Consider the following 26,356-nt stretch of genomic DNA (forward strand, 5'->3'; position numbering starts at 1 on the left):
TGGGAAGTTTGAGAGAGGAGTGGCGTGCTATGCACTAGCGCGGAGCTGTATCAAAGTAGCTTGTTGGTGGATATTTCGGCGTTCGGAATCGGGAAGATGTACTCGGGCTGCGTGGGCGCCACGGACGGCGCAGTGCCTTTCGCTGGAATGGGCAGCATGTTGCGCAGCAAATCGTTGGAGCGGAACCCCTCCCCCAACAACTCGATGCGCCGCTCCACCAATATAGCATTTACCAAGGCGGTGGCTGTAGCGGTAGTGGCGGCCGGAAATACGTAGCTGGCGTCGGAGCGCTGGCGCACAGCGGTTAGCAAGCTGGTGGCTAGCGGCAGATTGGGGGTGCTGCTTTTGGCTAAGGCTTCGGCGTAATTGAGCAGCACTTCCGAGTAGCGGATAACCGGTACATAATCTAGGTAGGGATTGGCTTTCTTGTATTTGGTTAGGTAAAGCAAGGTGCCGGCGGTGCGGAGCATGGTTTTGCGCTCGTCGGTGGCCCGCCAGGTAGCGTTGCCTAGAATGCCGGTTGGGTTCAGGTTATATTCCTGATTGACGGTGTACTCGTAGCCCAGCGAGCTTTGGCCGCTGATGTTGTCTAGCTCCGTCATGGGCATGGAAAAAATGCTTTCCGTAGTGGTGTAATCGGAGTTGAACACGGTGCTGATGCTAGCTTGCAACTGATGCTGCACGCCGCTACTGGCCTTGAAAGGCGTGGCAGCCGAAACAATCTTGCGGGCTTCCGTCACGGCGTTGTCGTATTGGCCCATGGTCAGGTATACCCGCGTTTTGAGCGCAATGGCTGCGTTGCGGTGGGCGCGGGTGGTGTTGAGCAGCGGCGTGCCATAGGTAACCGGCAAGGCGGCTTCCGCCTCGTTCAAGTCCTTGATGATTTGGGCGTACACCTCCCCTACCGTACTGCGGGCCATGTCGTTGTTGGCGGAAGTGGTTTGGCCTTGCAGCCGCAGCGGTATCCCCGGCGAAGCTCCACCATCCTTCACGTACGGCTGCCCATAGAACGTAATCAGGCTGAAGTAGCTCAGGGCCCGCACAAACTTGGCTTCGCCTACATATTGCGCTGCCAAGGCAGCTTCCACCGCACCGGAGTGTGCCGCCAAGCCATCTATCACCAAATTCGAGGAGTTGATGGCCACGTAGGCCGCGCTCCAAGTGGTGAGGGCGTCATTGGACCCGGAATTGATGGTGTGGTTCCAGGCGTCGTAGCCAGTAAACACATTTTGCAGCCGGTTGATAAACTCTTCGCCCCGAATGTCGCTCAGCATCAGGTAGCGGCCACCGTAGAAATTGCCCACTTTCAGCGCTGAGTACAAGCCATTTACTTGGCCCAGTACGCGGGCCGGCGTGTCGAACAGGTTGGCGTCGGGCAAGGAGGTATCCGGCGCCGGATTCAGCAGTTTGTCTTCGTTGCAGGCGCTGGTGCCCCACAAGGTACAGGCCAGCAGAAGCAGGCAGGCTAGTTTGTGCGGCTTCGCTGGGCGGAAGTTGCGTGCGGTTATCGTCTTCATCTGTTGCAGCATAAAGGTTAAAATCCGACGTTCAGGCCCAGCGTAAACGTGCGGCCTTGCGGGATAGAATTCTTGTCGACGCCGGGCGTCGTGTTGCTGTTCCCGTTCGAGGAGATGTCGGGGTCGGTGCCCGAGTAGTTGGTGATCAGGAAGGCGTTGAACACCTGCGTGTACACCCGTACCGAGCTAACGCCCGACTTGCCAAACAAAGCCGCCGGCACCGTGTAGCCCAACGCCGCCGATTGCAGCCGCAGGAAGTCGGCCTTCTCTACATTTTCTGAAATCGGAAACGACGAACCGTTCGACACCAAGTCCCCAATCACCACCCGCGGAATGTCGGTTATCTGCCCTTCGGTGGTCCAGCGGTCCAATACTTCGGTGGAATTGTTCCAGAAGCGTTGGTCGCGCCAAGTGCCTTTCGTCCCGTTCATGACGTAGTTGCCGCCCGAGTACGTGAAGTTGATACCCAAGTCGAAATTGCCATACTTGAACGTGTTGTTGAAGCCCCCATACCATGTGGGTAGTGCGTTGCCAAGCAGGTAATAATCGGAAACGCTGATGGCGGGTGCCGGGGAGCCATCCAGGTACGTCCAGCGACTTTGGCCCGAGGCCACGGCGTGGCTGTACTGCACCTGTTCGCCGTTTCGGTTGATGAAGATGCGTTGGCCGGTGGCCGGGTTCACGCCGTCGGTTTTGGCCCCGTACAAGCTCCCCACCGAGTAGCCCACCCGCGTGATGTTGCTGGTTTCGGCCGTGGCGCTGGTGGTACCCACAATCTCCGACCCGTTGCCAAACAAAGCCGTTACCCGGTTTTTGTTGGTGGTGTAATTGAAGTTGGAGCTCCACGTAAACTTGCCAGCATTGATGATATCGGCGTTGACACCCACTTCCAGCCCCCGGTTGTACATAGAGCCCACGTTCATCAGAATGGCGCTATTCGGAATGCCTTTCGACGGCGTCTGAGGCACGTTTAGGATCAGCCCGTCCACGTTGTTGCGGTAATACGTCAGGTCGAACCGCACCCGGTCGTTGAACAACCCCAGGTCGGCGCCCACGTTGGTTTGCTTGCTGGTTTCCCACCCCAAGTCCGAGTTGCCGCCCTGGCTGAAAATCCAGGTGGCCGCCGAGCCGTATAGCGCCGAATTATAGAGAGACAACGAGCCATAGCTGTTCGACAAGTTGCCGTTGCCCACCCTGCCCCAGCTCGCCCGCAGCTTCACGTTGGTAAGCACCTCAGCCAGCGCCGAGTTCTGGTAGAACTGCTCTTCCGCCAACGACCAGCCACCGGATACGCCCCCGAAGTTGCCGTACTTCTTGCCCGCTCCCAGCGCCGAGTTGCCGTCGCGCCGGAAATTGACAGTCAGGAAATACCGCTTGTTGAAATCATACGTGAGGCGCGAAAACACCGAAGCAAACGCCCGCTCGTTCAGGAAGTTGTTGGCCGGTACTATGCTGCCGTAGCTGCCCTGAAAATCGTTGAAGAAGGCATCCGACAAGATGGAGCGCGTGGCACCCCACGACGAGTTGTTGAACTTTTGCACGTCGTAGCCCAGCAGAACCGACACGCTGTGTTGATTGGAGGGCAGCGGCAGCTGGTAGGTGAGCGTGTGCGTCAGGTTCCAGTTGTCGATCAGTAGGCTGGCGTTGCTGGCTCTGCCCCCACTCGTGGGCGTGCCGTAACCCGGGCCATGCACCGCGCTTTCAAAGGTTTGATTTTCAATTTTGAGCCGGTCGATGCCATAGCTTAGGCGGTACGCCAGCCCCTTGAGCGGAGTGAAATCAGCCGAGAAACTGCTAATAATCCGGTCGTTTTCCGAGGTGTACTTGTTGAGGTCCAGCAGCGGCACGGGGTTGTAGAAGTTGCTGGCCACCGTGTTGTTGCCCATGCCCAGCGTGTTGGCGGCACTCAGGTTGTAGGAGCCATCGGGGTTGCGAGCGTACACGTTGGGGGCCGAAAGCCACGCCAGCCGAGCCGAGCCCACAATCCCGAAAGCGTTGCCTTCCAAAGAGCCTGTGTTGGGTGAGGAGTTCAGGCTGTTGTTGAAGTTGGCGTTGCCTGATAAGCTGATCCATGGCGTCAGCTTGTGGCTCAGGTTGAAGCGCACAGCTTTGCGGGTAAATTCGTTGGTTTTGAGGATGCCTTTCTGGTCGCTGTAGTTGGTGGAGAAATAGTATTTTGTACTTTCCGAACCGCCCGATACGCTCAGGCTGTGGTTTTGCGAGAAGCCTTTTTGGTACACTTCATCGTACCAATTGGTGTCCACCAAAGAGCCATCGTCGTTGTATGTCGGGAAGAACGAAGCTGAGGGCACGCTAGCGTTGTTGGCGTTGCCCGTCAGGATTTTAGAGTTTAGAACGGCTTCGTTCTTGATAAGCATAAACTGCTCGGCATTCAGCATGGTAGGCAGGCGCACCGCCTCGGTTACCCCGGCCCAGCCTTCGTAGGTCACGCGAGGCTTGCCGGCCTTGCCGCTTTTGGTGGTGATAAGAATCACGCCGGCCGCGGCCCGGGAGCCGTAAATAGCTGTGGAAGCGGCATCCTTCAACACATCAATGCTTTCGATATCCGCCGGGTTGATGTCGCCCAATGGGTTGTTGGCCACCGTCGTGCTGCCCGACGCGTTGCCTGTATTCACCGGAATACCGTCTACCACCACCAGCGGATACGAGCTGAGCGAAATAGAATTAATTCCCCGAATCCGAATAACGGGCGCGTTGTTGAGCACCCCGTTGGGCTGGCCAATACTGACCCCAGTGGCTTTGCCCGCCAACCCCTGGTCGAAGCTCTGCACGGGCATATCTTTCACAGCTGAACCCGAAACCCGGGCTGCGGAGCCCGTAAATTCCGCTTTGGTTTGGGTGCCGTACCCTACCACCACCACTTCGTCCAGGGCTTTGGCGTCGGCCCCCATGGTCACCGACACAGAGGAGCGCCCCGCCACCGAAACTTCCTGCGATTTGTACCCTAGAAAGGAGAATACCAAGACACTGTTTGGGTCTCCTTCCAACGCAAACGTACCATCCATGGAAGTGGCTCCTCCCCGCGTGGTTCCCTTCACGAGCACCGTCACGCCAGGCAGTGGAGAACCGTTGGCTTCTGTTACTTTGCCCGTAATCTTTTGGCTTTGCGCACTAGCTTCCGCCAAAGGAAGCAGCGCCAGGACAACCAGTAAAGGTTTTTTCATGCTTCTGAAGAGTAGGTGAATCCATTAGTTTTCAAGCGGCTCACGGAGCCGAGGGGTTGACAACACAGCACAGTCCAACAAGCAGGCGCAGCTGCACCCCACGCAAGGGGCACACGGAGCCTACAAGGAAGGCCCCACACAAGACAGGCGAGTCTATCGCCGAGAGAAAGGAAAAACTGCTTTTAGGACGTAGCGAAGCCGAACACGCACGGTGCGTACAGCTAAAACGAGGCAGTGGGCGTGCCTCAGGCAACGGGGTAGAATGGTGCCTAGGACGTATCCTGGCAGGGCGTGGATGACAGAGGTAGGTGGGAGTACCTCACAAGCTGTTCCGGTAGCGACCGTGAACTGCTAAACGCGCGGATTCTGGCAGTTGTAGTCACTCAGCTGATACCCAGCGTGGAGCAGAGCAGTGCAAAAGCGACTTATGACAATGTTAATGATTAATTAACTATTGTGCAAATCTTCCATAAATTTTATTGATTCGTTACAAATGCAGCAATCAAAGACGCTTTTCATTGCAATCGTGTGCATACCATGTACAGCTCCACTGTATCCTCCTTGTTATAGGGTAGCTGGCAGCAGCCCCTCACGCATTACGGTAACGTACTGTTCTTTTCTCTCTATAGTCGCTGCATTCTGTCAGCAAGCGTTGTCTGTAGTAGCCTTACTGCAAAGCAAGGCTAGGCTGCCGCTCGTGCGTTGGTCAGACATAAGTACCGCGGGCTACATGCGGTGCAGACGCTTCAACTGAAACGGCTAGAGTCAGTGGGCACATAGTTGGAAGCCTTGGGGTGCTTTGGTTTCCAGCTTTATTGTGGTATATAGTAGGTAGCATGAAAGCCCCTTATTACTTGCCCAGCTTGCGGCCTGCTTACCTCGTTGCACTGCTGATAGCAGGCTTTTGGATTGGCACACGCAACGGCAAGCACCTAAGCGGGCCACCTATCCGGTGATTTGCTTCAACCCCAGGAAACTGAACTTTTCTTTGCCCCTATTTGAGAAGGGCAACCGATGAGGCCAACAATTATTTTACAAACGAGCAGGAGAGTGCAGGAGGTTGTCCTTCTATATACAAGCGTAATTTGTTTAAAAGCACTCAATTATTGTTTTCTGGTAAATTCACAGAAGCACTACTATGGAAAAAACGCTAACCTTTCAGCACGTGAGCTACCTCTGGGATGAGGCCCAGGCGCTGGCGCTCGGCGGCGACGAAGTGGCCCTCTTCCTCTACCGTTCTAACCTGCTCGGCGCTGACTTGCGCCTGACCAACTACGCCGGAGGCAACACCTCCTGCAAAATCCAGGAAACCAACCCCGTCACGGGCGAAGCGGCCGAGGTGATGTGGGTGAAAGGCTCGGGCGGCGACATTGGCACCTTAACCAAAGCCGGCTGCGCCAACCTCTACGTTGAAAAGCTGCACCAGCTCAAAAATCGTTACCGCGGCCTAGCCCACGAAGACGAGATGGTGGGCTTGTTCGAGTACTGCCTCTTCGACCCCAAGTGCGCCACGCCTTCTATTGATACGCCACTGCACGGCTTGCTGCCCTTCAAGCACATCGACCACCTGCACCCCGATGCCCTGATTGCCATTGCTGCCAGCAAAGACGGCGAGCAAATCATGCACGAGATTTGGGGCGACACGATGGGTTGGTTGCCGTGGCAGAAGCCAGGCTTCGACCTAGGCCTGCAACTCGAGAAAATCGTAGCCGACAACCCGCACCTGCGCGGCGTTATCCTCGGCGGCCACGGCCTCTTTACGTGGGGCGAAACCTCCTATTCCTGCTACCTCAACACGCTTGAAGTTATCGAGCAAGCCGCCACCTACCTGGAAGCCAACTATGGCAAGAAGGGTCCCGTGTTCGGCGGCGTGAAGCGTGAGCAGACCCTAGATGCCACCCAGCGGCGTCAGCAAGCGGCTACCGTAATGCCCGTGCTGCGCGGCCTGGCTAGCAGCCAGCGCCGTATGCTCGGCCACTACACCGACGACGCCCGCGTACTCGAGTTCGTTAACTCCAACGACCTGCCCCGCCTGGCGCAGAAAGGCACTTCTTGCCCCGACCACTTCCTGCGCACCAAGATTCGTCCGCTCGTGCTCGACGCCGACGTGATGCAAGGCGACGCAGCTAGCGTGAAAACGTATCTGGAGGAGCAGTTTGCGGCCTACCGCCAGGACTACGCCGCGTACTATGAGCGCAGCAAGCACGCTAATTCGCCAGCTATGCGCGACGCTAACCCGGTAATCATCCTGTGGCCCGGCGTGGGCATGTTCGCCTTCGCCAAAGACAAGCAGACCGCCCGCGTGGCTGCCGAGTTCTACACCAACGCCATCAACGTCATGAAAGGCGCGGAGGCCGTGAGCGAATACACGGGTCTGGCCGAACAGGAAGCCTTCAACATCGAGTATTGGTTGCTGGAAGAAGCCAAGCTTCAGCGCATGGCCCCACCTAAAGCTCTTTCGGGCAAGGTGGCTTACGTGACCGGCGGCACCGGTGGCATCGGCAAAGCTATCTGCGAGGAGCTGCTTAAGTTCGGCGCCTGCGTGGTAGCCGTGGACCGCGACCGGCTGGAAGAAACGCAGGACGAACTGCGCAAGAAATTCGGGAAGGACAGCGCCCTGAGCGCGGCCATCAACGTGACCGATGCCGACAGCATCGCCGAGTCGTTGCGCCAGAGCGTCCTGCAATTCGGCGGCGTTGATATCATCGTCAACTGTGCCGGCCTTAGCATCAGCAAGCCCCTAGCCGACACCACCCAGGCCGACTGGGACATCCTCAACGATGTACTGGTGAAAGGCCAATTTCTGGTCAGCCAAGCGGCCGTTACCATCCTACGCCAGCAGGCCCTAGGCGGCGACATCGTGAACATTGCCAGCAAGAACGGACTGGTAGCCGGTCCGAACAACGTAGCCTACGGCACGGCCAAGGCCGCGCAGCTCCATATGAGCCGCCTGCTGGCCGCCGAACTCGGCGCCGACAAGATTCGCGTCAACACTGTTAACCCCGACGCCGTGTTGCGCGGCTCCAAGATCTGGGAAGGCGACTGGGCCGCGGGTCGGGCCAAGGCCTACGGTATCTCGGTAGAAGAGCTGCCCGCGCACTATGCCAAGCGCACCTTGCTCGGCGAGGAGCTGCTCTCCGAAGATATTGCCAAGGCCGTACGCGTATTCGTGGATGGCTCATTGAGCAAAAGCACCGGCAACGTGCTCAACGTAGATGGCGGCGTAGCCATGGCCTTCGTCCGCTAATTCGCTTCGAGCTGCACAAGCCGCTTGTTTCGAGCTAGATAGGTGTAAGAATGCGCCCCTAGCGCACGGACAGTATTCTCACAGTACAAGTTGCCACCTCAAAGAACCTGACGAACTATAGTTCGTCAGGTTCTTTTGGTTTAGGAGGTGTAGCTTCTTGAACCAAGTTAAAATCCGGTGCGTCGGCAACGTTCCCGGTGATTTTTACCAGGAAAAATTGGCTTTCTAACTGTTCAAACGAGCTTTTTTCAGTATTTTCAACCACTTGGAATCCTTCCGCTTCCGCCCTTGCGGTTCGCGACGCGGCAGATCCAAGATGCTGTCACCGCCCTAGGCTTCTCTTATATCAATCGATTGCATTACAGATAATTCCAGAGCCGCGCCGGTGTTTGGCAGTTGTTGCCCCTCAATTCCCACCTATTTCTTCCTTCCACCATGATCTACAAATCTGCCTCCCGCGACCGAAACCCCAGTATCGGTCTGGCCGAGAACCGAGAGTTGCTGGTAGCTCCCGAATTCTATAAGCTACAACTGAAGCCCCAGGACAAGACCCCGAAGTACAAACAGATTGTGCAGTCGGTGATAACGGATATCGAGCGGGGTTTGCTGAAGAATGGTGACCAGCTTCCTTCTATCAGCGAGCTGAGCGTGGAATATTACATTGCCCGCGACACCGTGGAAAAAGCGTACCGCGAACTGCGTGAGCGAGGCTTTATTACGTCGGTGCAGGGCAAGGGCTACTACGTGCAGGCCAGCGACACGACCAAACTCAAAATTCTGCTGGTATTCAACAAACTCAGCTCCTACAAGAAGATCATCTACTACGCTTTCCTGGAAGCCCTGGGTGAAGCAGCCACCGTCGACCTGCAGATTCACCACTACAACGTGCATTTGTTCGAGGAAATCATCGAGAAAAGCCTTGGCAAATACAACTACTACGTGGTGATGCCGCACTTCACCCTCGACACCGAAAAAGCCACGTATCAGAACATTCTCAACAGAATTCCCTCGCAGGAGCTCGTGCTGCTCGACAAGGATATTCCGGAGCTAAAGCACGACTGCCTGCGCGTGTTCCAGGACTTCGACAAAGACATTTTCAACGCCCTGGAAAACGCGGCTGATCTGCTAGAAAAGTATTCGCGCCTGGTGCTGATTCTGCCGAACGATGCCAACCACCCCGAGGAATTGCCGTGGGGTTTCCGCTCGTTCTGCCTGCTGCACAACAAGACGTTTGCCGTAGTGGAAAACGCCATGAACGAAGTGCTGCAAGTAGGAACCGCCTACGTAGTGATTCGGGAAACCGACTTGGTGGAACTGGTTAAGAAAATGCGCCAAACCAGCTACTTGCTCGGTCGTGAAGTGGGCATTATTTCGTTCAACGAAACTCCGCTGAAGGAGCTGCTCAACATGACGGTTATCACCACCGATTTTGAAGCCATGGGCCGCACCGCCGCCACCCTCCTGCTCGACAAGCAGCGCGTGAAAGTGAAGAACCCCTTTTATACCATTCGCCGCGGCTCCTTGTAGTATACTGGCCTGAGCAGCCACCTTTCGTAGTCAGCGAAATCCGCTCTGCAACGAGTGCAGCGAGTATCGGGTAATGCTCCAGTTGGCGCTTACTCATTGCTCCCACCCCTCGTTGCAGAGCGGATTTTCGCATTACACAGGGGCACTTGCGCTTTCGTGCTTGTCTGGTAACGGAACGTCAGACACCCCATCATTTCATGTACGTTGAACAGCCTAGCTGCTGAGTGGGCAAGGGCAGCAACGTGGAGTTACTTCCGATTTTGCTTATAAAAAACACGATAGACAGGAGAGTTCAGAACAGTTCGGCAGGGGTTGCCCAACTAATTTGCTTGTATCAATAAAGCTTCCACCACTTGGAGGGGAAACAAACTGGTCGGCTTGCAGCTGACCGGAGAGCCTTGCCTCCCAAACCTCGACCTTTATGCTTTCCGAATCCCGCATTCAAGACCTCAACCAGCCGTTGCTGGAAGAACATCAGTTGCAGTTCAACTTCCTGACCGATCTGCTGGCGCGCCGTCAGGTGGACGCCGGGCAAGTGGTGCAGCAGCTCATCGATTTTCAGGTGGCTATTCCGAGTTGGGCGCTTGGTACGGGCGGCACACGGTTTGGGCGGTTTCCGTTGGGTGGGGAGCCGCGCAACTTAGAAGAGAAAATCAACGACGTAGGCCTGCTCCATCAGCTTAATGGCTCGTCCAACTCTATTTCGCTGCACATTCCGTGGGATATTCCGCAGGATATTGCGGGCTTGCAGCAGCAGCTGAGCGAGCAGAAATTGGTGATTGACTCGGTGAATTCCAACACCTTCCAAGACCAAAAAGACCAGCATTATTCCTACAAGTTTGGCTCGCTGAGCAACACTGAAGCCGGGGCTCGGCAGCAGGCCATTCAGCACAACATCGACTGCATCCGGCACGGCCAGGCCCTGAACGCCAAAACCCTGACCGTGTGGCTGGCCGATGGCTCTAACTTCCCGGGCCAGCAGCACTTGCGCCGCGCCTACCTACGCACCCAAGAGTCGTTGGCGGCCATTTACGAGGCCATGCCTTCCGACTGGAACATGCTCATCGAGTACAAGCCCTATGAGCCCAATTTCTACTCCACGGTGATTCCAGATTGGGGCACCTCCTATTCGCTGTGCCAGTCGCTGGGCAAGAACGCCAATGTACTGGTTGATTTGGGGCACCACTTGCCCAACACTAACATCGAGCAGATTGTGGGGCGCTTGCAGCAGTTCGGGCGCCTCGGGGGCTTCCATTTCAATGGTTCGATGTACGGCGACGATGACCTGACGACCGGTAGCACCAAGCCATTCCAGTTGTTCCTCATCTTCAACGAACTAGTAGACGCCGCCCGCGACCAGACCGTGACTAACCCGACGGTGGCGTACATGATTGACGCCAGCCACAACGTGAAAGATCCGCTCGAGGACTTGCTGCAATCGGTGGAGAACATCCTGAGTGCTTACGCTAAAGCGTTGCTCGTTGACCGCACGGCCTTGTATGAGGCCCAAGAGAAAAACGACGTAGTTCGGGCCGAGGAAATCATGCGCGATGCCTTCCTGCTAGACGTTCGGCCGCTGGTAGCCGAAGCGTACCGCCGGGCGGGTGGAGCGCTCCGGCCAGTGGCGGCCTACCGCGCCGCTGGCATCCGGGAGCAGCTGATTCAGCAGCGCGGCAAACTCAGTTTATCCACTGGTCTTTAAGCTAAGCACGGCGATGAAAAAGTCTGTCTACGCGGTATTCGACATCGGCAAAACCAATAAGAAGCTGATCCTTTTCGATGAGGATCGGCAGATTATTGACGAGAACCAACATATCTGTACCGATTCCATTGACGATGATGGGTTTGTGTGCGACCACCTACCGCGCCTGACGCAGTGGGTGGAGGACCATTGGAAGATTTTGCGCAACCACCCGCACTACACAGTGAAGGGCGTCAACTTCACGGCGTACGGGGCCAGCTTTGTGCATCTCGATGCGGATGGTAAGCCGATGCTGCCCCTCTACAATTACCTCAAGCCGATGCCTGAGGAAGTATTGGAGAGCTTCTACGCCATGCTAAACCAGTCGCCGGAAGAGTTTGCGGCCGAAGCCTGCTCGCCGCAACTCGGTATGCTCAACTCGGGCTTGCAATTGTATTGGCTGAAACATACCAAACCGGAGCAGTATGCACATATTCACACGTCGTTGCATTTGCCGCAGTACCTGTCGTACCTGATTTCGGGCGAGAAGTTCAGCGACTATACCTCGGTGGGCTGTCACACCAACCTGTGGGATTTCGAGCGGGGACAGTACCACGATTGGGTGCGCCGCGAGGGTATTGAAGAGAAGTTAGCGCCGCTCACCAAAGACTCTATTGCCTCGGTGGTGGACGGCATCATGGTGGGCGTTGGTTTGCACGACAGTTCTGCCGCGGTGATGCCTTATTTGGCCGAAACCGATGAACCGTTTGTCTTGGTTTCGACGGGTACCTGGTCGGTGACCATCAACCCGTTCAACAGCCAGCCTCTCACGCCGGAGCTGCTGCGGCGCGACAGCCTGAGCTTCCTCACGCCCGGTGGCCAGCCCATGCGCGCCGCCCGCGTGTTCTTGGGCCGGGAGCACGACTATCAGGTGGACCGCATTGCCAAGCACTTCCACGTAAAGCCAGATTTCTACCGCTCGCTCGTGTTGGCCCGCCCCTACGACGAAGCCTCGGCCAGCTTCCAGCCAGCCTGCATGGCCGGCACCGGCCCCTTCCCCGACCGGCCCGCCGCCGAGTGGGACATCACCGGCTTCCGCACCGCTTCCGATGCGTATCAGCACCTCATGCACGGCCTCATCAACCTGCTGCTCGAATCCATTCACCTGGTATGGCAGGGCGAGAAAATCATCTACGTCGATGGTGGCTTTGCGCGCAACCCGTTGTTCATGCAAACCCTGAGCTGGAACTTCCCCGGCGCCGAAATCCGGACCTTGGAAGTGCCGCAAGCCACTGCCCTTGGTGCCCTAGTACACCTAGAGCAAGGAGAAGCCTGGAAGAAAACTCAGTTGCTGTTTACTTGATGATTGCTGATTGCAGGATAGTAAAAAAACGTCTTGCTGTATTTATTGAAGCATTTCGCTTGCATCGCTGCCAAACTAGCCCGTCATACTGAGCGGAGTCGAAGCATCTCGCGTGCTGAGGTTGCAATGCTAACTCAACGAGGCGAGCGAGATGCTTCGACTCCGCTCAGCATGAAGTTCTTATGAGGCGAGTATGCTAGGTTGAAGCTCAGTATAATCGTTTTCTCGTGTTTTCTGTTACCTCTTTACCTATTACCCATTACAAATGAAAGTCGCCTTATTCGTGCCGTGCTACGTCGACCAGTTCTACCCGCAGGTAGGCATTGCGTCGTTGCAGCTCTTGGAGAAACTGGGCGTGAAGGCAGAATTTCCGGCCGCGCAAACGTGCTGCGGGCAGCCGCTAGCCAACAGCGGCTGCGAGAAGGATGCACTGCCTATTTACCGGCACTACGTCGATACCTTTTCCGACTACGACTACGTGGTAGCGCCCTCGGGTAGCTGTGTGTACCATGTGCGCAAACACTTCGACAAGCTAGAGCAAACCCCTGCCGTGCAGCAAGTGCGCACGTCCGCCTATGACCTAATTGATTTCATTACCACTGTGCTCGGCGTAACAGAAATACCCGGCACGTTTCCGCACCGCGTGGGCTTGCACCTAAGCTGCCACGGCCAACGTGGCTTGCATCAAGCCAACGAATCGGAGATAACGCCGGTGCGCGACGGGCAACTACGCCGGTTGCTTGGCTCGCTCAACGGCATCGAGCTAACGGAGCTTGACCGCAACGACGAATGCTGCGGCTTTGGCGGCACGTTTTGCGTATCGGAAGCCGCTATTTCGGCCCGCATGGGCCAAGATCGAGTGGCCGACCACGAACGCAACGGCACCACCGTCCTCACCGGCGGCGACATGTCGTGCCTTATGCACCTAGAAGGCATTGTGCGGCGCCGGCAGTTGCCGATGCGGGTACTGCACGCCGCCGAAATACTTAACGGCACCCTCTCATGAACCATGCTACCCGGGCCGCCAAATTTGTTGGCGATGCTGACCGTACCACTTGGCACGACGAAACCCTTTGGTTTGTGCGCGCCAAGCGCGACAAAGCCGTGTACGCCGTCCCTGAGTTTCAGGACCTGCGCGAGCTGGCCTCTCAAATCAAAGACCACACGCTGAGTAAGCTGGATACCTACCTCGAACAGTTCGAGGAACAAGCCAAGCGCAACGGCGTGCACATCCATTGGGCTGCCGATGCGGCCGAGCACAACGCCATCATCCTCGATATTATTCGGCAACACAACGCCACGCGGGTGGTGAAGAGCAAGTCGATGCTGACCGAGGAATGCCACCTGAACCCACATCTGCTAAGCAACGGCATCGAGGTGGTGGACACCGATTTGGGCGAGCGTATCATTCAGCTGCGCGACGAAGCGCCGAGCCACTTGGTGCTGCCCGCCATTCACTTAAAGAAGGAAGACGTCGGCGAGACGTTCTTTAAGCACCTCGGTACGGCCAAAGGCGAAGTCGATCCGCAAGTTCTTACCGAAGCTGCCCGGCAGCACTTGCGCGCCCGGTTTTTGGCGGCGGAAGTAGCTATTTCGGGCGTCAACTTTGCGGTGGCTGAAACCGGTGGCGTGGTGGTGTGCACCAACGAAGGCAATGCCGACTTGGGCGTGAATCTGGCGCACGTGCACATTGCGGCCATGGGCATCGAGAAGCTGATTCCGCGGCTTTCCGACTTGGCGGTGTTTACGCGCCTGCTGGCTCGTAGCGCTACAGGTCAGCCCGTTACCACTTACACCTCGCACTATACCAAGCCCGCAGCCGGTAAGGAGATGCACATCGTCATCGTGGACAATGGGCGCACCAAGCAGCTCGGCCGACCCGATTTCCGGGCTTCGCTGAAGTGCATTCGGTGCGGCGCTTGCATGAACACCTGCCCCGTGTACCGGCGCAGTGGTGGCCACTCCTACGACTTCACCGTGCCCGGCCCCATCGGGGCCATTCTGTCGCCGAACATCGACATGAAGAAGCACAGCTCGTTGCCGTTTGCTTCCACGTTGTGCGGCTCCTGCTCCGACGTGTGCCCGGTCAAAATTGACATTCACACGCAGCTCTACAAGTGGCGGCAAGTGCTCGGCGAAGCCAACGAAATACCGGCCTCCAAGAAGTGGAGCATGAAGCTCATGGGGCGCTTACTAACTAGTCCGAAGGCGTTTGGGGTGGGCGGCAAGCTGGCCCGACACGGCATCAAGTACCTCCCCTACAGCCTCACCCACGCCCGGCACTTCAACGTGTGGGCCGTGGCCCGGGAACTACCAACCCCGCCCAAGCAAAGCTTCCGCGAGTGGTATCAACAACAGGCCAATACTCCCGCATGAGCAGTTCACGCGAAAAAATCCTGGCCGCCGCCCGCGCCAACAAACCCGACGAAAAACCTCTGCCCACCGTCCCCGATTTTGGCGGCGACGATTCCACTGAGCGGTTCACGCAAGTTTTGACCAGCATCGGCGGCCAAGTGGTCTGGATCGATGGGCCAGAGCAGTTGCAGCCGGTGCTGAAGCAGTTGTATCCGGAGTCTCGGCTTTCGGCCTCTCCCCTCTTTCCGGGCACCGTGCTTGTGGATGCGTTGACTTCTACGGAAGTCTTGGCTGATGTTGACTTAGCAGTGTTGCCTGGTGAAATGGGCGTGGCAGAAAACGGCTGTATCTGGCTACCAGAGGCTAATATGCTGCACCGCGCCTTACCCACCATCACCCAACACTTAGTACTGGTCCTCGACCACCGGCGCATCGTAGCGACCATGCACCAGGCCTATGAACAGTTGCCTTCTACTGGTGGCTACGGAGCCTTTGTAGCCGGCCCTTCTAAGACGGCGGATATCGAGCAGTCCTTGGTGATTGGCGCGCACGGCGCACGGAGCTTAGTAGTGCTGCTGTATTAGGAGGCAGAACTACGCGCTAGGGTATTTAGTACTAGTAGTACTAGTGTGTTTCGCCTTGTAGGGGCTTATATACCCAAGTAACTGTCATGCTAAGCTGAGCCGAAGCATCTTGGTAGGGTGGTAAAATCAATAGCACCACAACGCTAGCACGCGAGATGCTTTGGCTCCGCTCAGCATGACGTTCTTATGGATAGCTCTAGCAGCATCCCCTTAAACCCTCATCTGAGAACTAGCTATGAGACACTAGTTATAATCTAGCGCAATTTTTAGGGTAGGATGCTTTGGTAGACTTAACGTGACTTGTACTGCGCCAAATGCTGCTAGCTGGCTACGACTTTGGCGAAAGCGGCGCGGTAGGTGTCCCCGATGGGGATTATGGCCTTGTCTAAGTAGATGCGCTGGCGTTCTACTACCGAGATTTTGTCGAGGGCTACGATGTAAGACTTGTGCACGCGTAGGAACTGCGGGTGAGGCAGGCTGTCAGCGAGGTGCGATAGGCTGCTGACGGTGAGCAGCTTTTCGGTGGTGGTGACGATGGTGGTGTAGTCTTTGCCTCCTTCGATGTAGAGGATAGCATCATAGTCAACCTTGACGAGCCGTTGGTCGGTTTTCACGAACAGGCACTTCGGTTGCACGGCTGGTATGGGAGTTGAAGGCTGCTCGGCTAGTTGCTCTAGTTGCTTATGTACGCGCTGTACCGCCTTCAAAAACCGCTCGAAAGAAATGGGTTTAAGCAGGTAGTCGGCCACGGCGTATTCGTAGCCATCGAGGGCGTAGTGGGCGTAGGCGGTGGTGAGGATGACGCGACACTGGTCGCCGAGGAGTTGCAGGAATTGCAGCCCGGTGAGTTGGGCCATTTGGATGTCCAGGAATACGAGGTCGATGTCGCCTTGCTTCACCCGCAGCAATCCGGCCACCGGATCGGTGGTGATGCCTACTAGGTGCAGAAACGGCAACTGCTTGACATGCGTGGTGATGACGCGCAGCGCCAGAGGCTCGTCGTCGATAGCATACACGTTGAGGCGCATGGTGGTCGGGTTAGGAAACGGGTTGAAGAACGTGCGTATCGAGTTGTAGGGCGCATTCAAACACATCGTGCTCTTGGCTGACTGCCAGCCGGTGCTGGCCTGGATAAAGTAGTGCCAGCCGTCGCCGCACGCTGGCCAAGCCAATGCCACCCACTTGGTCTTTGTTTTTGCGCACGATTTGGTTGCGCGTCATGAAGGTAAGCTGGCTGCCAACGACCGACAGATGCAAGGTAATCGGACAATCGGCATTGGTAACGGCCCCATGCTTGAAGGCGTTTTCCACGAAGCTGATTAGCAACAAGGGCGCAATTCGTTGCCCATCTACGGGCCCGACCACCGTGAAATCTACGTAAACCGGACCTTCGTGCCGCAGCTTCTCTAAGCTGATGTAGCTGCTTAAATATTCTATTTCCTGTGGCAACGACACGTAGGTTTCGTTGCTTTCGTAAAGCACGTAGCGCATTAGCTCCGAGAGTTTCAGCACCACATCAGGCGTGCGTTCGGGCTCGGTGAGAGCTAGGCCGTAGAGGTTGTTGAGCGTGTTGAAGAGGAAGTGCGGGTTGAGTTGCGACTTCAGGTAGGCTAGCTCGATGGCGTTTTTCTCATGTTGCAGGGCCTCGGTGCGGAAATGGTCGCGCAGGTGCTTGAAGAGGAAAGCTAGTAGTACGTAGAGGCAACTCGTGGTAAGGTCGCGGAGAGTGAACCCAAGAATGGGGGTACCCGGTGGGCTGAACCACTGGCCGGTTAGTGGGCCTATTATTTTCTGTTCCAACATGTAGCCAAGAACAGAGTCAAAAACCCCGAGCAGCAGAATCTGAAGGAAGATAACACCTAACTGCCGCGGGTAAAAGAAGCGGGTGAGCACCCATAGGCTGAGGTAAAAGGTGAACAGTACCCGTCCTTGTTTCACGATGCTAAACAAGTCGGTGAACTGCCGCAAATACAACTGTAAGCTGAAGGCACCCTGGTTGCGGGCAATGGTGTCAAAGACCACCGATACGCTCACAAATAGCGTCCAAAAAACTAGATGGTTGAGTAGGAGACGACGGCGCATCATGGGCGAGCGAACTGAGTAGCGGCTTCGACAAGTAAACTAGGAAAATCGGCGTACACGGTGGCCTCTACTCCCGCCAACACCCCAAAACTCCCCGCCACTACCTAAGTGAAACGTTGAGCCGCGCGACTACCAATAAAGCTACAAGCGAGTTGGCGGTGGGAACAGACCCGTTGGCGGATTTGTGGTCTGCAGGCAGAGAAGCAAGCGCACCTTGCGCCAGCAAGTGGCGCAGTTGGCTAAGAGCCAGCCCACGGCGCTTGACACTGCCTTTACTGTTCTCCGCCAATTCCTATGAAACACCTGTTGCTCTTGCTGCTACTTAGTTTTTGTCTGCCGGTAGCAGCCCAAACCCCGCCACCCAACGAAACACCCCGAAGTCTACCTGAACTACTAAAGCGCATTGAAGTGGTGATGCAGCAGGAACGAATTCCGGGGCTGATGCTAAACATTGTCACCAAAGACTCGGTGCTGTTTGTCGGAGGCTTTGGCTACGCCAATCTGCAAACGCAAGCCAAGGTGACCCGCGCAACCCGGTTTCGCATGGGCTCCGTCACCAAGAACTTCACGGCGCTAGGCATCCTTCACCTCCTGCACGAAGGCAAGCTGCATCTCTCCGATAAACTCAGCGTCATAGCCCCGGAAATAGGCGTTGTGAACCAGTGGGAAGCTATTGCCCCGGTGCAGGTAGTGCACTTGCTGGAACACACGGCCGGTTTCGATGATGTGTATTTGAACAAGACGTTTCGTGTTTCCGGCCCTGAGTTAAAGGGACTAAAAGCAGTGAAGCTCTACCAGCCGCAGTTGGTTTCGCGCTGGCGGCCCGGTGAGCGGATGGCCTACTCCAACGCGGACTACATCGTGCTTGGCTACCTGATAGAAAAGCTGTCGGGGGAGCCTTGGGACCAATACCTGACCCGCCACGTGTTGCAGCCACTCGGTATGCGCCATTCCAGCTTTGCGCGGCACATAGAGGCATCAAGCACGCAGGCGCACGGCTACCTGATGCAGGATGGCAGAGCCATACCCGTACCGTTTTTCGAGTTGCAAGGCAATGGAGCCGACGGCGCCCTTACCTCTACAGCCGACGATATGGCCCGATTCCTCCGTTTCTACCTCAACGACTGGCAGCTTGACAACACACCTTGGCTGCCCGCTTCTTACTTGCAAGAAATGGAAACGGTGCACAGCACGTTGGCTTCCTGTCTCGGCCTGCGCTCCGGTTACGGCTTAGGCAACCATACGTTCCGATTGCCCAAGGCGTCGTTTCAGGGCCACAGTGGTGCGTTGGTGGGCACCAATGCCACTTTTCAGTACAACCGTCAGCTCGGCATTGGCTTTGCGCTGGCCCTCAACGGCGGTTACAACGGAGGCCGCATCGAACGGTTAGTAGCTGATTTTGTGACCCGAAATCTACCAGAGCCGCCGCGCCGACCAGCCGTGGTACCCGCACCAACCACGTTGGAAACCTACAGCGGCTACTACCAGCCTGGCAACTCCACGCACGAGCGGTTCTCCCCTATCGAGCGCCTCACGCAAGGCATCAGTTTGCAGCGGTCTGGCAACCAACTGGTGCTACACGGCCGAGGCGGCCCCGATACGTTGGTAGCGGAAGGGCCGCACTTGTTTCGCAGTATGCACCAAGCGGTGCCCACTGTGGTGATGGGCACTGATGCTGCGGGTGTGCAAACAGTAATTATTGATGACACTTACTACCAACCTGCTTCTTTGGCTTGGGTCCGGGTGCAGCAAGCGTTGCTGGCACTGAGTGTACTTGCACTAGCTGCATCGGTGTTCATTGGGCTTGTGGGGTTAGTTCAGGTGCTGCGAGGCAAGTTGCCGCGTAAGCAATTGTTCCTGCATCTACTGCCCGTCGCGGCTACGCTAGCCCTGGCGGCAGCCCTGAAACTGTTGTTGCAGCCGGATCAAGACTTTTTTGCCTTTGCCTCCGTCAATCTAACCACGCTCACCATTTTCGTGGGCACTATGCTTTTTGGTGTGTTGGTAGCGGTGGAAATTGTGCTTCTGCTTCGGCACTGGAAAGGCCTTGGTAACCCTTGGACAAGGCACCTGCTTGCCTTTACCACTTTCGGCCTTGCCTATCTGGCTGGTTGGTTGCTCGTGCACGGCTTCGTGGGCGCGCGGGTGTGGGCATGGTAGCTGACTGTAACCGGCAGCTGGCGCAAAAAAGAAGCGGCCTCCAAGTGGAAGCCGCTTCTCTAGCCTTATTCTTCACTTCACTTTAAAAATTCATGCTGGCGCTGTTCTGCACCGCTATGGGCTCTTGGTTTTGCGCCGTGATGGTGAGGCCTTTCACGCTCCACCCTTTGGCGTGGTCTATTTTGCCAGCTTTGGCGCTGGTAATCATAATGTTTTCGAGGGTGAAGTTTTCCAGCACCGAGGTAGGCAGCCCCTCGGCCGAAATAGCTTCGTCGGCAGCAGTGGCGCGCAGGTTGCGGATGGTTACGTTGCGAAAGTGCGGCGTGCCTTGCTCAGGACTTACCGTAGCAAGCATCTTCTTCCAGTGCTCGGGCAGCGTATTCTCGGTGTAGCCAGCGGGCAGGGCAGAATAACTGTAGGTCGGGTTCCAGTTCATGGTCATGATGATGGGCACGCGCACCGCCTCCATTTCTATGTCCTCCACTAGGATGTCTTCCACGATGCCGCCCCGGTTGGTAGCCGATTTAAGACGGATACCACATTTGGTGCCTTTCGCCTTGAGGCCGCGGGCAATGATGTGGCGGATACCACCCGACGTTTCGGAGCCGCACGTAAACAGCCCCCCACCAGCACCGGCCACGCAGTTCTGGATGATGACGTACTCGGTGGGCCGGTTCACGCGCAGACCGTCCGAATCGCGCCCGGCCTTGAGGCAGAAGTTGTCGTCGTTGCAGTCGATATCGCAGTTCTGCACCAGCACGTAGCTGCTCGAGTCGATGTCAATGCCGTCGGTGCTGGGGCCGTGGCCGCCTACATTGTTGCGCACGATCAGACCGTCAGCAGTAACGTTCTTGGAATACAAAATGTGGACCGTCCAGAACCCGGCGCGTTGCAGAGTGATGCCCTTCAGACTCACGTTCGAGGAATTGGCCACGATGAGCGTGCGCGGGCGCTTGGCGTCGTAATCAATAATCCAACGCAAACCCTTGGCGTCGTAGTCTTTGCGCATACTCCAATAGTTATCCCAAAAGGGCTTGCCTTGCCCATCGACGGTGCCTTGACCGGTAATGGCCACGTTGTCTTGGTCGAGGATGTTGATGAGGCCGGCGGGCCACACCATTTCAACGCCCGCCACACGCGAAGGCAGCTCGGGATAGTCTTTGAGGTCTTGGCTGCCAAGCAGCGTGACGCCCTTATCGAGTTGCAGCGTGACACCTTTCTTGAGGAAAATAGAGCCAGTGAGGTACTCGCCGGGCGCAAACGTAACGATACCTCCTTTTTTGGCGGCCGCATCAATGGCTTTCTGGATGGCCTGCGTATTGAGGGTCTTGCCGTCGGCTACTGCGCCGTACTTGCCGGCCGCGAAGATGGTTTTGCTGGAAGGGGTGGTTTTGGCGCCTACTTGCTTAACCCAAGCTGGATCAGCGGCGGCGGTAGAAGGTTGCGGTACGGGCTCCGTGAACGAGCTCATCCAAGCGAGCAGCGGCAACAGCAGCGAAAGGATGGGCTTTAGCATATAGGACCGGAATGGAGGAAACGTAACTTTCCTGAAGCTACCTCTTTTGACGTGACGCGTGGCAGGGTTGGGCAAGACGGATTCCCACGGCCGCAATTCCCGGTTCCGCCACGCGTCAGTCAAAAGGTACTTCACTCACATTCCAAATCTGCCTAATTACTTCCGTAGAACTGTCCCGCACTCTCCTGCTAAAAGGTTTTTTTACGCTGAAATTTCTACTTTCAATTAAGGTGAAGCTCCAAGCTATTCTGCTCTATGAGCTGGCCTATATTCCTCGCATTTGTAGAAATAGCGGAAACGCATTTTAGTCCATGTGGAACACTCGCTGCAAGGGTTTCGCCACAGGAGAGTTATCGGGGTTGGTGTCCATCAGATCGGCCATGTAGTCCCACCAGCGTTTCATGACTGGCAAACCCGGCAGTTGGTCGGTGGTGTGGTCGGGGGTGCGCTTTTGCACGGCGAACAGGGTGCCGCTTTCCGGGGCGAGGTAGATGGAATAATCTCGAATACCAGCTTTTTCCAACGCCTCCGACAGTTCCGGCCAGATTTCATCATGCCGCCGTTGGTATTCGGCTACATTGCCGGGCTTGAGTTGCATGGTAAAGGCTACTTCTTCCATATGGTTGGGTGAGGTTGAGTGGACGCGGCGGATTTCAGGAAAGTTAGTGCTCTAGCACTTTCTAAGAGCGTCATGCTGAGCTTGCCGAAGCATCTCGCGTGCTGACACCAGATTAGTATGCCAACCTCAGCACGCGAGATGCTTCGGTAAGCTCAGCATGACGTATAGTGGGTTATTAACTACTGCACTTTCGCAGGTTGCGTGGCGGAGGCAGTGGGCGTCAAGGTTACGGGACCTAGCAGGCCCGACTCCTGCGGCGTCCATTTTTCGGCGGTGAACAGGCCTTCGGGGGTGCGGTTTTCCTTGAGCCGGGCGGCTACGTTTACGTTGTAGAATTTCTTGTACTCGACGTGGTTCTTGTCCATGTCGATGATGCGGTTAGCCATGCCATTGCTAACCGTCACGGTCAGGCTGTTGGTGGCTTGCAGTTGCTCTTTGGACACATACACTTGGTAAACTGGCCCGATGAGCGTGCCGAGTTCTTTGCCGTTGAGTTGCACGCGGGCACTCTGCGCCACGCGGCCAAGGTCGAGCAGCCAGCCGGTGCCAGTGCCTTGCGGCGCGGGGAAGGACGTGGTGTAGGTAGCAGTGCCGGAGAACTTCTGGCCCGCTTCGCCAGCCATCGTGGTCCAGGAGTCCAGCTTCTGCGTTTGCAACGGCGCCGGCAGCGTCGGCCCACCTGATACGAAGGCCACCTTCCAGGTGCCGTTGATGGGCTGCGGGGCACCGGCTGGCTTCACGTAGGCATAGGCCGGGCCGGTGGTGCCGGCTTCGTTGGTTTCCAGAATGCATGACTCGCCGGGAGCCAACTGCACGTACACTTCCGGCATTCCCTCCGCGGCAGTCCGGATGGAGGCCATACCGAGCTTTTCGGTCATGGGGTTGTAGAGGGCTACTGATTTGGCGGCGGTTTGCAGCGGCAACCAACCGTCGATAGCCTTGTCGCTCCAGTTGGCCACAAAATAGTAGTGCCCTTTGGCGTGGCGACGGCGCTCGAATTGCAAGCCCGTATCCACCATCTTTTCGCGCTTCACCCCTGCTTGCGTCAACAGTTGGTCTACGTCTTTACCAACCAAGATGCGGCCTTTGCCCACTTGTGCCTGCTGCACGCCGGCTTGCTTGCCGGGGGCCAGCTTGACTTGGGCCAGCAGCTTGCGGAACGCGCTGCGGCGGCTGTCGAGGCTGCCGAGGCCGGGCACGTCGGCGGGCAGTTGGTCTTCCATCACGATGGTGGCCCCGCCTTGCGCCAACTTCACGAGCTGCTGTAAGGTGGGCAGCGGCATCAGGCTGGCGTTGGGGACCAGAACGGTGCGGTAGGTGGCGCCACCGGTTTGCAGCGTGCTACCCACACCTTTCACATCTAGTAATTGCTTGTCGGAAATGTAGTCGAAGCCGTAGCCGCGCTTGAGGAGGGTGGCGCTGGTTTCTTCGATGGGCATGCCTTTGAAGCCGTGGTCGATGCCGTCGAAATGCTGCAAGAGCACCTTGCCGGGCCGCACGTAGGCATCGTACATGGGCAGGTACACCAGCACGTCGTTGGAGGGCTTGCCGGCTTGCATGAATGACTGGCAACGCGCCACGTACTTGTTGAGTTGGCCGAAATCGGGCCAGAACGAGTTGTTGGGGTTGAAATGCACGGCCGCGTAGAAAATCCAGCCGGGCCACGCAGCGGCTTGTGGCGAGTAGTTGGTGCCGTGGTAGAACGTGTGGTTGACGCCGCCGAGCAGCATCCGGTCCAAGGCCTTTTTCGCGTCGCTGAGCTTGGTCAGGAAATGCTCGTTTTCCCACGTGGCTGTCTCTGCCGAGGTGAGCGGCTTACCCGTTACGTGCGCCGCCGACGAAGCAAATTTGATGCGCACCAAATCTTGCCCTTCCGTTTCGGGAATGTCGGTGGCGGCGTACAAATCCAGGATATTGGCGGGCGAGCCGTGCGCTTGGTTGCGGATCAGCGCATCATGCGTTTTCGCCCACGTGGCCCACGTCTTGGTGTAGTTTTCGAGCAGCAGTTCGGAAATAGTTTCCCGGTAGTCTGAGAGCACGCGCTTGTTTTCGTCCTCGGAAGCCTTGCCAAACAACGCCGGCAAGTGCTGACGCAAATCGTAGGCGTGGCGCTTCTGAAATTCAGCAAACAGCTGCGGCGTCCAGTTGCTCTCGCCTTGGGCATCGTCTACCTCATAAGAGTCGTTGAAAAACGCCCGGACGGGTTTCACGTCGCGGCCTTTGAAGGCTTGGTCGAAATAACGCAGGTAGTTGTCGGTGGCGGTTTTCGAGAAGTGGTCGATTACGTCGCCTTCCCCACCAGGACCAGCGCGCTCCACCATCTTGCCATGCCAGCCTTGGAACACGCCGTAAAGCGTCCAGTTACCGGCCGGGGCAGTCCAGTTCAGTTTGCCATCGGCGGCTACTTTGCTGGTCAGATCCAGCGTCTGGCCCTTATCGGAATACGCCATCAGAGCCTGCAACGGCAGCGGCTTCTCGAAGCGCACCTGGTCGAAGGCGCGGAGTTGCAGATCCGGGTTCTTGGTGATGGGCTCTACTAGCTGCTTGATATCAACCCGCGGACCAATAACGCGCAGGATGGGCTGCTGCACAAAGCGCACCGGCTCCTTCAGCTGCTCGCCGCCCTTGAGCGAGTAGGTTTGCGAGGCCACGTACTTGCAGGCGTCTTCCTGCGTCACCCACGGCCCGCCAAACGGCCAGCCGGACGCCTGCGCCATGTCTACGCCCATGCCCAACCGACCTGCTTCCGTGAGCGTGTGCGTAAGCATGTCCATCCACTTCGGCTCCAGAAAGTTGATGAACTGGTTTTCTGCACCCTTCACCCCGTAAATCGTGGTGATTTCCACCCCGCCCAACCCGGCTTGCTGGTACTGCGTGAGCAAGCGCGTCAGGTCCTCTTTGTTGACGGCACTCCCCTCCCACCACCAGCGCGTCCAGGGCTTGGTTTGCTGCGTGATTGCAGGCCAGGCGGGTGCCTGCGCACGGGCGGGCAGTTGTGTTAGCGCAGCGGCGAAAAGCAAGGAAAGAGCGAGTGGTGTTTTCATAAGTCAGAAAGACGAGAGTTCATTGCAATACAGACTATGGCAAGAAGTTAGAAGACTAACTTGCCTCAGATGAGGAGGCATTTGGGGTGGTTGACTGCTCGTTGCGGATGTTGCCAAACTATTTGTCATGCTGAGCGCAGCCGAAGCATCTCGCTCGAATCGTTGAGCAAACGTTAGGGTTTACCACACTAGCGAGATGCTTCGGCTTCGTTGCACTGCGCTCAGCATGACGTTCCTGTAGATTGTTTTGGCGTTAATCAATTGCCTCTATTCTCCTCATCTGAGGGGAACGAGTCTTCTAGCTCTATCTTCTTTCACTCAGTTACGGCTTCATTTAGTTGTAGCCTTGCTGCTTACTTCATCTTGTATATCTCCGTGCCGGCTAACAGGAAGCAACCGGTACCGTAGTCTTCGAAGTCGGGTTTGCTGGTGTAGCTGACGGGTTGGCCGTCTTTGGGCTCTTTGCCGGTGCCCTGCACGTAGCCGAGGAAGCCGTTGGGGTGCACGCATTCCTTGGCCATGGCGGTCCAGGCTTTGGCGATGATGGGCTGGTACTGCTTGGCGTCGAGCAGGCCGTGGTTGAGGCCCCAGGCCATGCCGTAGATGAAAAGGGCCGTGCCGGTCAGCTCTTTGCCGCCGTAGTTGGTCGGGTCGTGGAGGCTGACGTTCCAGTAGCCGTCGGGGCGTTGCAGAGCCGGCAGGGCCTTCATCATGCTGAGGTACATCTGCTCGTATTCGGCGCGGTGGGGGGCGTCTTTGGGCATGATGTCGAGCACGCGGACCAAGGCGGCTACCACCCACCCGTTGCCGCGGCTCCAGTAGCAATCCTCGCCGTTGGGCTCTTTATAGGGCGGCACGAAGTCTTTATCGCGCCACCATAATTGGTCTTGCGGATTGTAGAGGCCGTTGCCGCCGTGCACGGTTTTCGAGTAGTTGTAGATGCGGTACATCTTCTCGTAGTAGGCGGTATCCTTGTAGAGTACGCCGAGGCGGGCGTACACGGGCATGGCCATTTGCAGGGCGTCAATCCAGTTCCAATCGTCGACTTTAGGCGTTTGCACCATGTTGTCGATGCTGGCCTTGATGTCGCGGATGCGCTCCGGCTTGGGGTCGATGTTGTAGAGGTCGATGTAGGTTTGGCCGCAGGCTTGGTTGTCGGCGTTGCGGTCGGTGATGCCGTTGCGGATGCCCCATTGGTGCTTGGTTCCCCAATCGACGGCGTAATCGTAGTAGCGCTGCTGCTTATCGATGCCGTAGAGGGCCATCAGGCCTTCGTAGTACACGGCGCGGGTCCAGATGTGGCTCGGGCGGAGCTTATTGGTCATGATGTCTTTGCCCGGATCGGGCCAGAGCTTCATGAAGTAGTCGTTGGTTTGCCGCATGGTTTTCAGCACCGCTTTCTTGTTTGGCATCTTCTGCCCCGAGACGCTCACCGAGGACGCAATCAGCAACCCTACCAACAGGGTTTTCCAGCTT

The 26,356-nt window shown here is 56.8% G+C and carries 16 protein-coding genes; 8 read left to right on the plus strand and 8 right to left on the minus strand.

The genetic code is table 11. The features are described from left to right. Nucleotides 1–50: 50 nt before the first annotated feature. Together MTX78_RS14140 and MTX78_RS14145 are read right to left on the minus strand one after the other, a co-directional pair. Complete coding sequence (locus MTX78_RS14140) at nt 51–1,517, minus strand: RagB/SusD family nutrient uptake outer membrane protein (protein ID WP_243795370.1); 1,467 nt, start codon at nt 1,515–1,517, stop codon at nt 51–53. Between the two features lie 17 nt (nt 1,518–1,534). Next, on the minus strand, nt 1,535–4,702 hold the full coding sequence (locus tag MTX78_RS14145; protein WP_243795372.1) for a SusC/RagA family TonB-linked outer membrane protein: 3,168 nt from the start codon (nt 4,700–4,702) through the stop codon (nt 1,535–1,537). A 1,138-nt stretch (nt 4,703–5,840) separates the two neighbouring features. Here MTX78_RS14145 and MTX78_RS14150 point away from each other — a divergent pair. The 7 genes from MTX78_RS14150 to MTX78_RS14180 all read left to right on the plus strand — a co-directional run bounded on the left by MTX78_RS14150 (nt 5,841) and on the right by MTX78_RS14180 (nt 15,459). After that, nucleotides 5,841–7,949: a bifunctional aldolase/short-chain dehydrogenase gene (locus tag MTX78_RS14150; RefSeq protein WP_243795374.1), complete on the plus strand. Its 2,109-nt coding sequence runs from the start codon at nt 5,841–5,843 to the stop codon at nt 7,947–7,949. A gap of 435 nt (nt 7,950–8,384) precedes the next feature. Further along, entirely contained in the window at nt 8,385–9,476 is a 1,092-nt protein-coding gene (locus tag MTX78_RS14155) for a GntR family transcriptional regulator (protein ID WP_243795382.1), read from the plus strand. Nucleotides 9,477–9,897: 421 nt separating this feature from the next. Further along, nucleotides 9,898–11,178, plus strand: coding sequence for a TIM barrel protein (locus tag MTX78_RS14160; RefSeq protein WP_243795384.1), 1,281 nt, complete (start codon nt 9,898–9,900; stop codon nt 11,176–11,178). 13 nt (nt 11,179–11,191) lie between these two features. Next, a complete protein-coding gene (locus MTX78_RS14165) occupies nt 11,192–12,520 on the plus strand; it encodes an FGGY-family carbohydrate kinase (RefSeq protein WP_243795387.1) in 1,329 nt (442 codons plus the stop codon). A gap of 265 nt (nt 12,521–12,785) precedes the next feature. Beyond that, nucleotides 12,786–13,526: a (Fe-S)-binding protein gene (locus MTX78_RS14170; protein WP_243795389.1), complete on the plus strand. Its 741-nt coding sequence runs from the start codon at nt 12,786–12,788 to the stop codon at nt 13,524–13,526. Continuing rightward, nucleotides 13,523–14,896, plus strand: coding sequence for a lactate utilization protein B (locus tag MTX78_RS14175; protein WP_243795391.1), 1,374 nt, complete (start codon nt 13,523–13,525; stop codon nt 14,894–14,896). The genes MTX78_RS14170 and MTX78_RS14175 overlap by 4 nt, the downstream gene beginning before the upstream one ends. Continuing rightward, a complete protein-coding gene (locus tag MTX78_RS14180; protein ID WP_243795394.1) occupies nt 14,893–15,459 on the plus strand; it encodes a LutC/YkgG family protein in 567 nt (188 codons plus the stop codon). Before MTX78_RS14175 ends, MTX78_RS14180 begins: the two co-directional genes overlap by 4 nt. Before the next feature lie 320 nt (nt 15,460–15,779). On the opposite strand, the gene MTX78_RS14185 is transcribed toward MTX78_RS14180, so the two are convergent. After that, entirely contained in the window at nt 15,780–16,547 is a 768-nt protein-coding gene (locus MTX78_RS14185; RefSeq protein ID WP_243795401.1) for a LytR/AlgR family response regulator transcription factor, read from the minus strand. Continuing rightward, complete coding sequence (locus MTX78_RS14190; protein ID WP_243795414.1) at nt 16,498–17,544, minus strand: sensor histidine kinase; 1,047 nt, start codon at nt 17,542–17,544, stop codon at nt 16,498–16,500. The genes MTX78_RS14185 and MTX78_RS14190 overlap by 50 nt, the downstream gene beginning before the upstream one ends. A 291-nt stretch (nt 17,545–17,835) precedes the next feature. Between MTX78_RS14190 and MTX78_RS14195 the strand changes: the two genes are divergently transcribed. Continuing rightward, nucleotides 17,836–19,701, plus strand: a complete 1,866-nt coding sequence (locus MTX78_RS14195; protein ID WP_243795416.1) for a serine hydrolase domain-containing protein — start codon at nt 17,836–17,838, stop codon at nt 19,699–19,701. An 82-nt stretch (nt 19,702–19,783) separates the two neighbouring features. Here MTX78_RS14195 and MTX78_RS14200 read toward each other — a convergent pair whose 3' ends face one another. The 4 genes from MTX78_RS14200 to MTX78_RS14215 all read right to left on the minus strand — a co-directional run bounded on the left by MTX78_RS14200 (nt 19,784) and on the right by MTX78_RS14215 (nt 26,292). After that, nucleotides 19,784–21,217 carry a glycoside hydrolase family 28 protein gene (locus tag MTX78_RS14200; protein ID WP_243795418.1) on the minus strand — a complete coding sequence of 478 codons (1,434 nt, stop codon included), beginning with the start codon at nt 21,215–21,217 and terminating at the stop codon, nt 19,784–19,786. Nucleotides 21,218–21,521: 304 nt separating this feature from the next. After that, nucleotides 21,522–21,836, minus strand: a complete 315-nt coding sequence (rhaM, locus tag MTX78_RS14205) for an L-rhamnose mutarotase (RefSeq protein WP_243795426.1) — start codon at nt 21,834–21,836, stop codon at nt 21,522–21,524. A 179-nt stretch (nt 21,837–22,015) separates the two neighbouring features. Further along, nucleotides 22,016–24,880, minus strand: coding sequence for a glycosyl hydrolase (locus tag MTX78_RS14210; RefSeq protein WP_243795428.1), 2,865 nt, complete (start codon nt 24,878–24,880; stop codon nt 22,016–22,018). 353 nt (nt 24,881–25,233) lie between these two features. After that, nucleotides 25,234–26,292 (minus strand): glycoside hydrolase family 88/105 protein, encoded by a 1,059-nt coding sequence (locus MTX78_RS14215; protein ID WP_243802890.1) that lies wholly within the window; start codon nt 26,290–26,292, stop codon nt 25,234–25,236. Nucleotides 26,293–26,356 lie beyond the last annotated feature (64 nt).

This window comes from Hymenobacter tibetensis, from assembly GCF_022827545.1.
GTDB classification, from domain to species: domain Bacteria; phylum Bacteroidota; class Bacteroidia; order Cytophagales; family Hymenobacteraceae; genus Hymenobacter; species Hymenobacter tibetensis.

Coding starts and splice junctions, on each gene's coding strand:
- MTX78_RS14140 (WP_243795370.1), bottom strand. CDS start 1,517: ATGAAGACGATAACCGCACGCAACTTCCGCCCAGCGAAGCCGCACAAA.
- MTX78_RS14145 (WP_243795372.1), bottom strand. CDS start 4,702: ATGAAAAAACCTTTACTGGTTGTCCTGGCGCTGCTTCCTTTGGCGGAA.
- MTX78_RS14150 (WP_243795374.1), top strand. CDS start 5,841: ATGGAAAAAACGCTAACCTTTCAGCACGTGAGCTACCTCTGGGATGAG.
- MTX78_RS14155 (WP_243795382.1), top strand. CDS start 8,385: ATGATCTACAAATCTGCCTCCCGCGACCGAAACCCCAGTATCGGTCTG.
- MTX78_RS14160 (WP_243795384.1), top strand. CDS start 9,898: ATGCTTTCCGAATCCCGCATTCAAGACCTCAACCAGCCGTTGCTGGAA.
- MTX78_RS14165 (WP_243795387.1), top strand. CDS start 11,192: ATGAAAAAGTCTGTCTACGCGGTATTCGACATCGGCAAAACCAATAAG.
- MTX78_RS14170 (WP_243795389.1), top strand. CDS start 12,786: ATGAAAGTCGCCTTATTCGTGCCGTGCTACGTCGACCAGTTCTACCCG.
- MTX78_RS14175 (WP_243795391.1), top strand. CDS start 13,523: ATGAACCATGCTACCCGGGCCGCCAAATTTGTTGGCGATGCTGACCGT.
- MTX78_RS14180 (WP_243795394.1), top strand. CDS start 14,893: ATGAGCAGTTCACGCGAAAAAATCCTGGCCGCCGCCCGCGCCAACAAA.
- MTX78_RS14190 (WP_243795414.1), bottom strand. CDS start 17,544: ATGATGCGCCGTCGTCTCCTACTCAACCATCTAGTTTTTTGGACGCTA.
- MTX78_RS14195 (WP_243795416.1), top strand. CDS start 17,836: ATGAAACACCTGTTGCTCTTGCTGCTACTTAGTTTTTGTCTGCCGGTA.
- MTX78_RS14200 (WP_243795418.1), bottom strand. CDS start 21,217: ATGCTAAAGCCCATCCTTTCGCTGCTGTTGCCGCTGCTCGCTTGGATG.
- rhaM (WP_243795426.1), bottom strand. CDS start 21,836: ATGGAAGAAGTAGCCTTTACCATGCAACTCAAGCCCGGCAATGTAGCC.
- MTX78_RS14210 (WP_243795428.1), bottom strand. CDS start 24,880: ATGAAAACACCACTCGCTCTTTCCTTGCTTTTCGCCGCTGCGCTAACA.
- MTX78_RS14215 (WP_243802890.1), bottom strand. CDS start 26,292: ATGCCAAACAAGAAAGCGGTGCTGAAAACCATGCGGCAAACCAACGAC.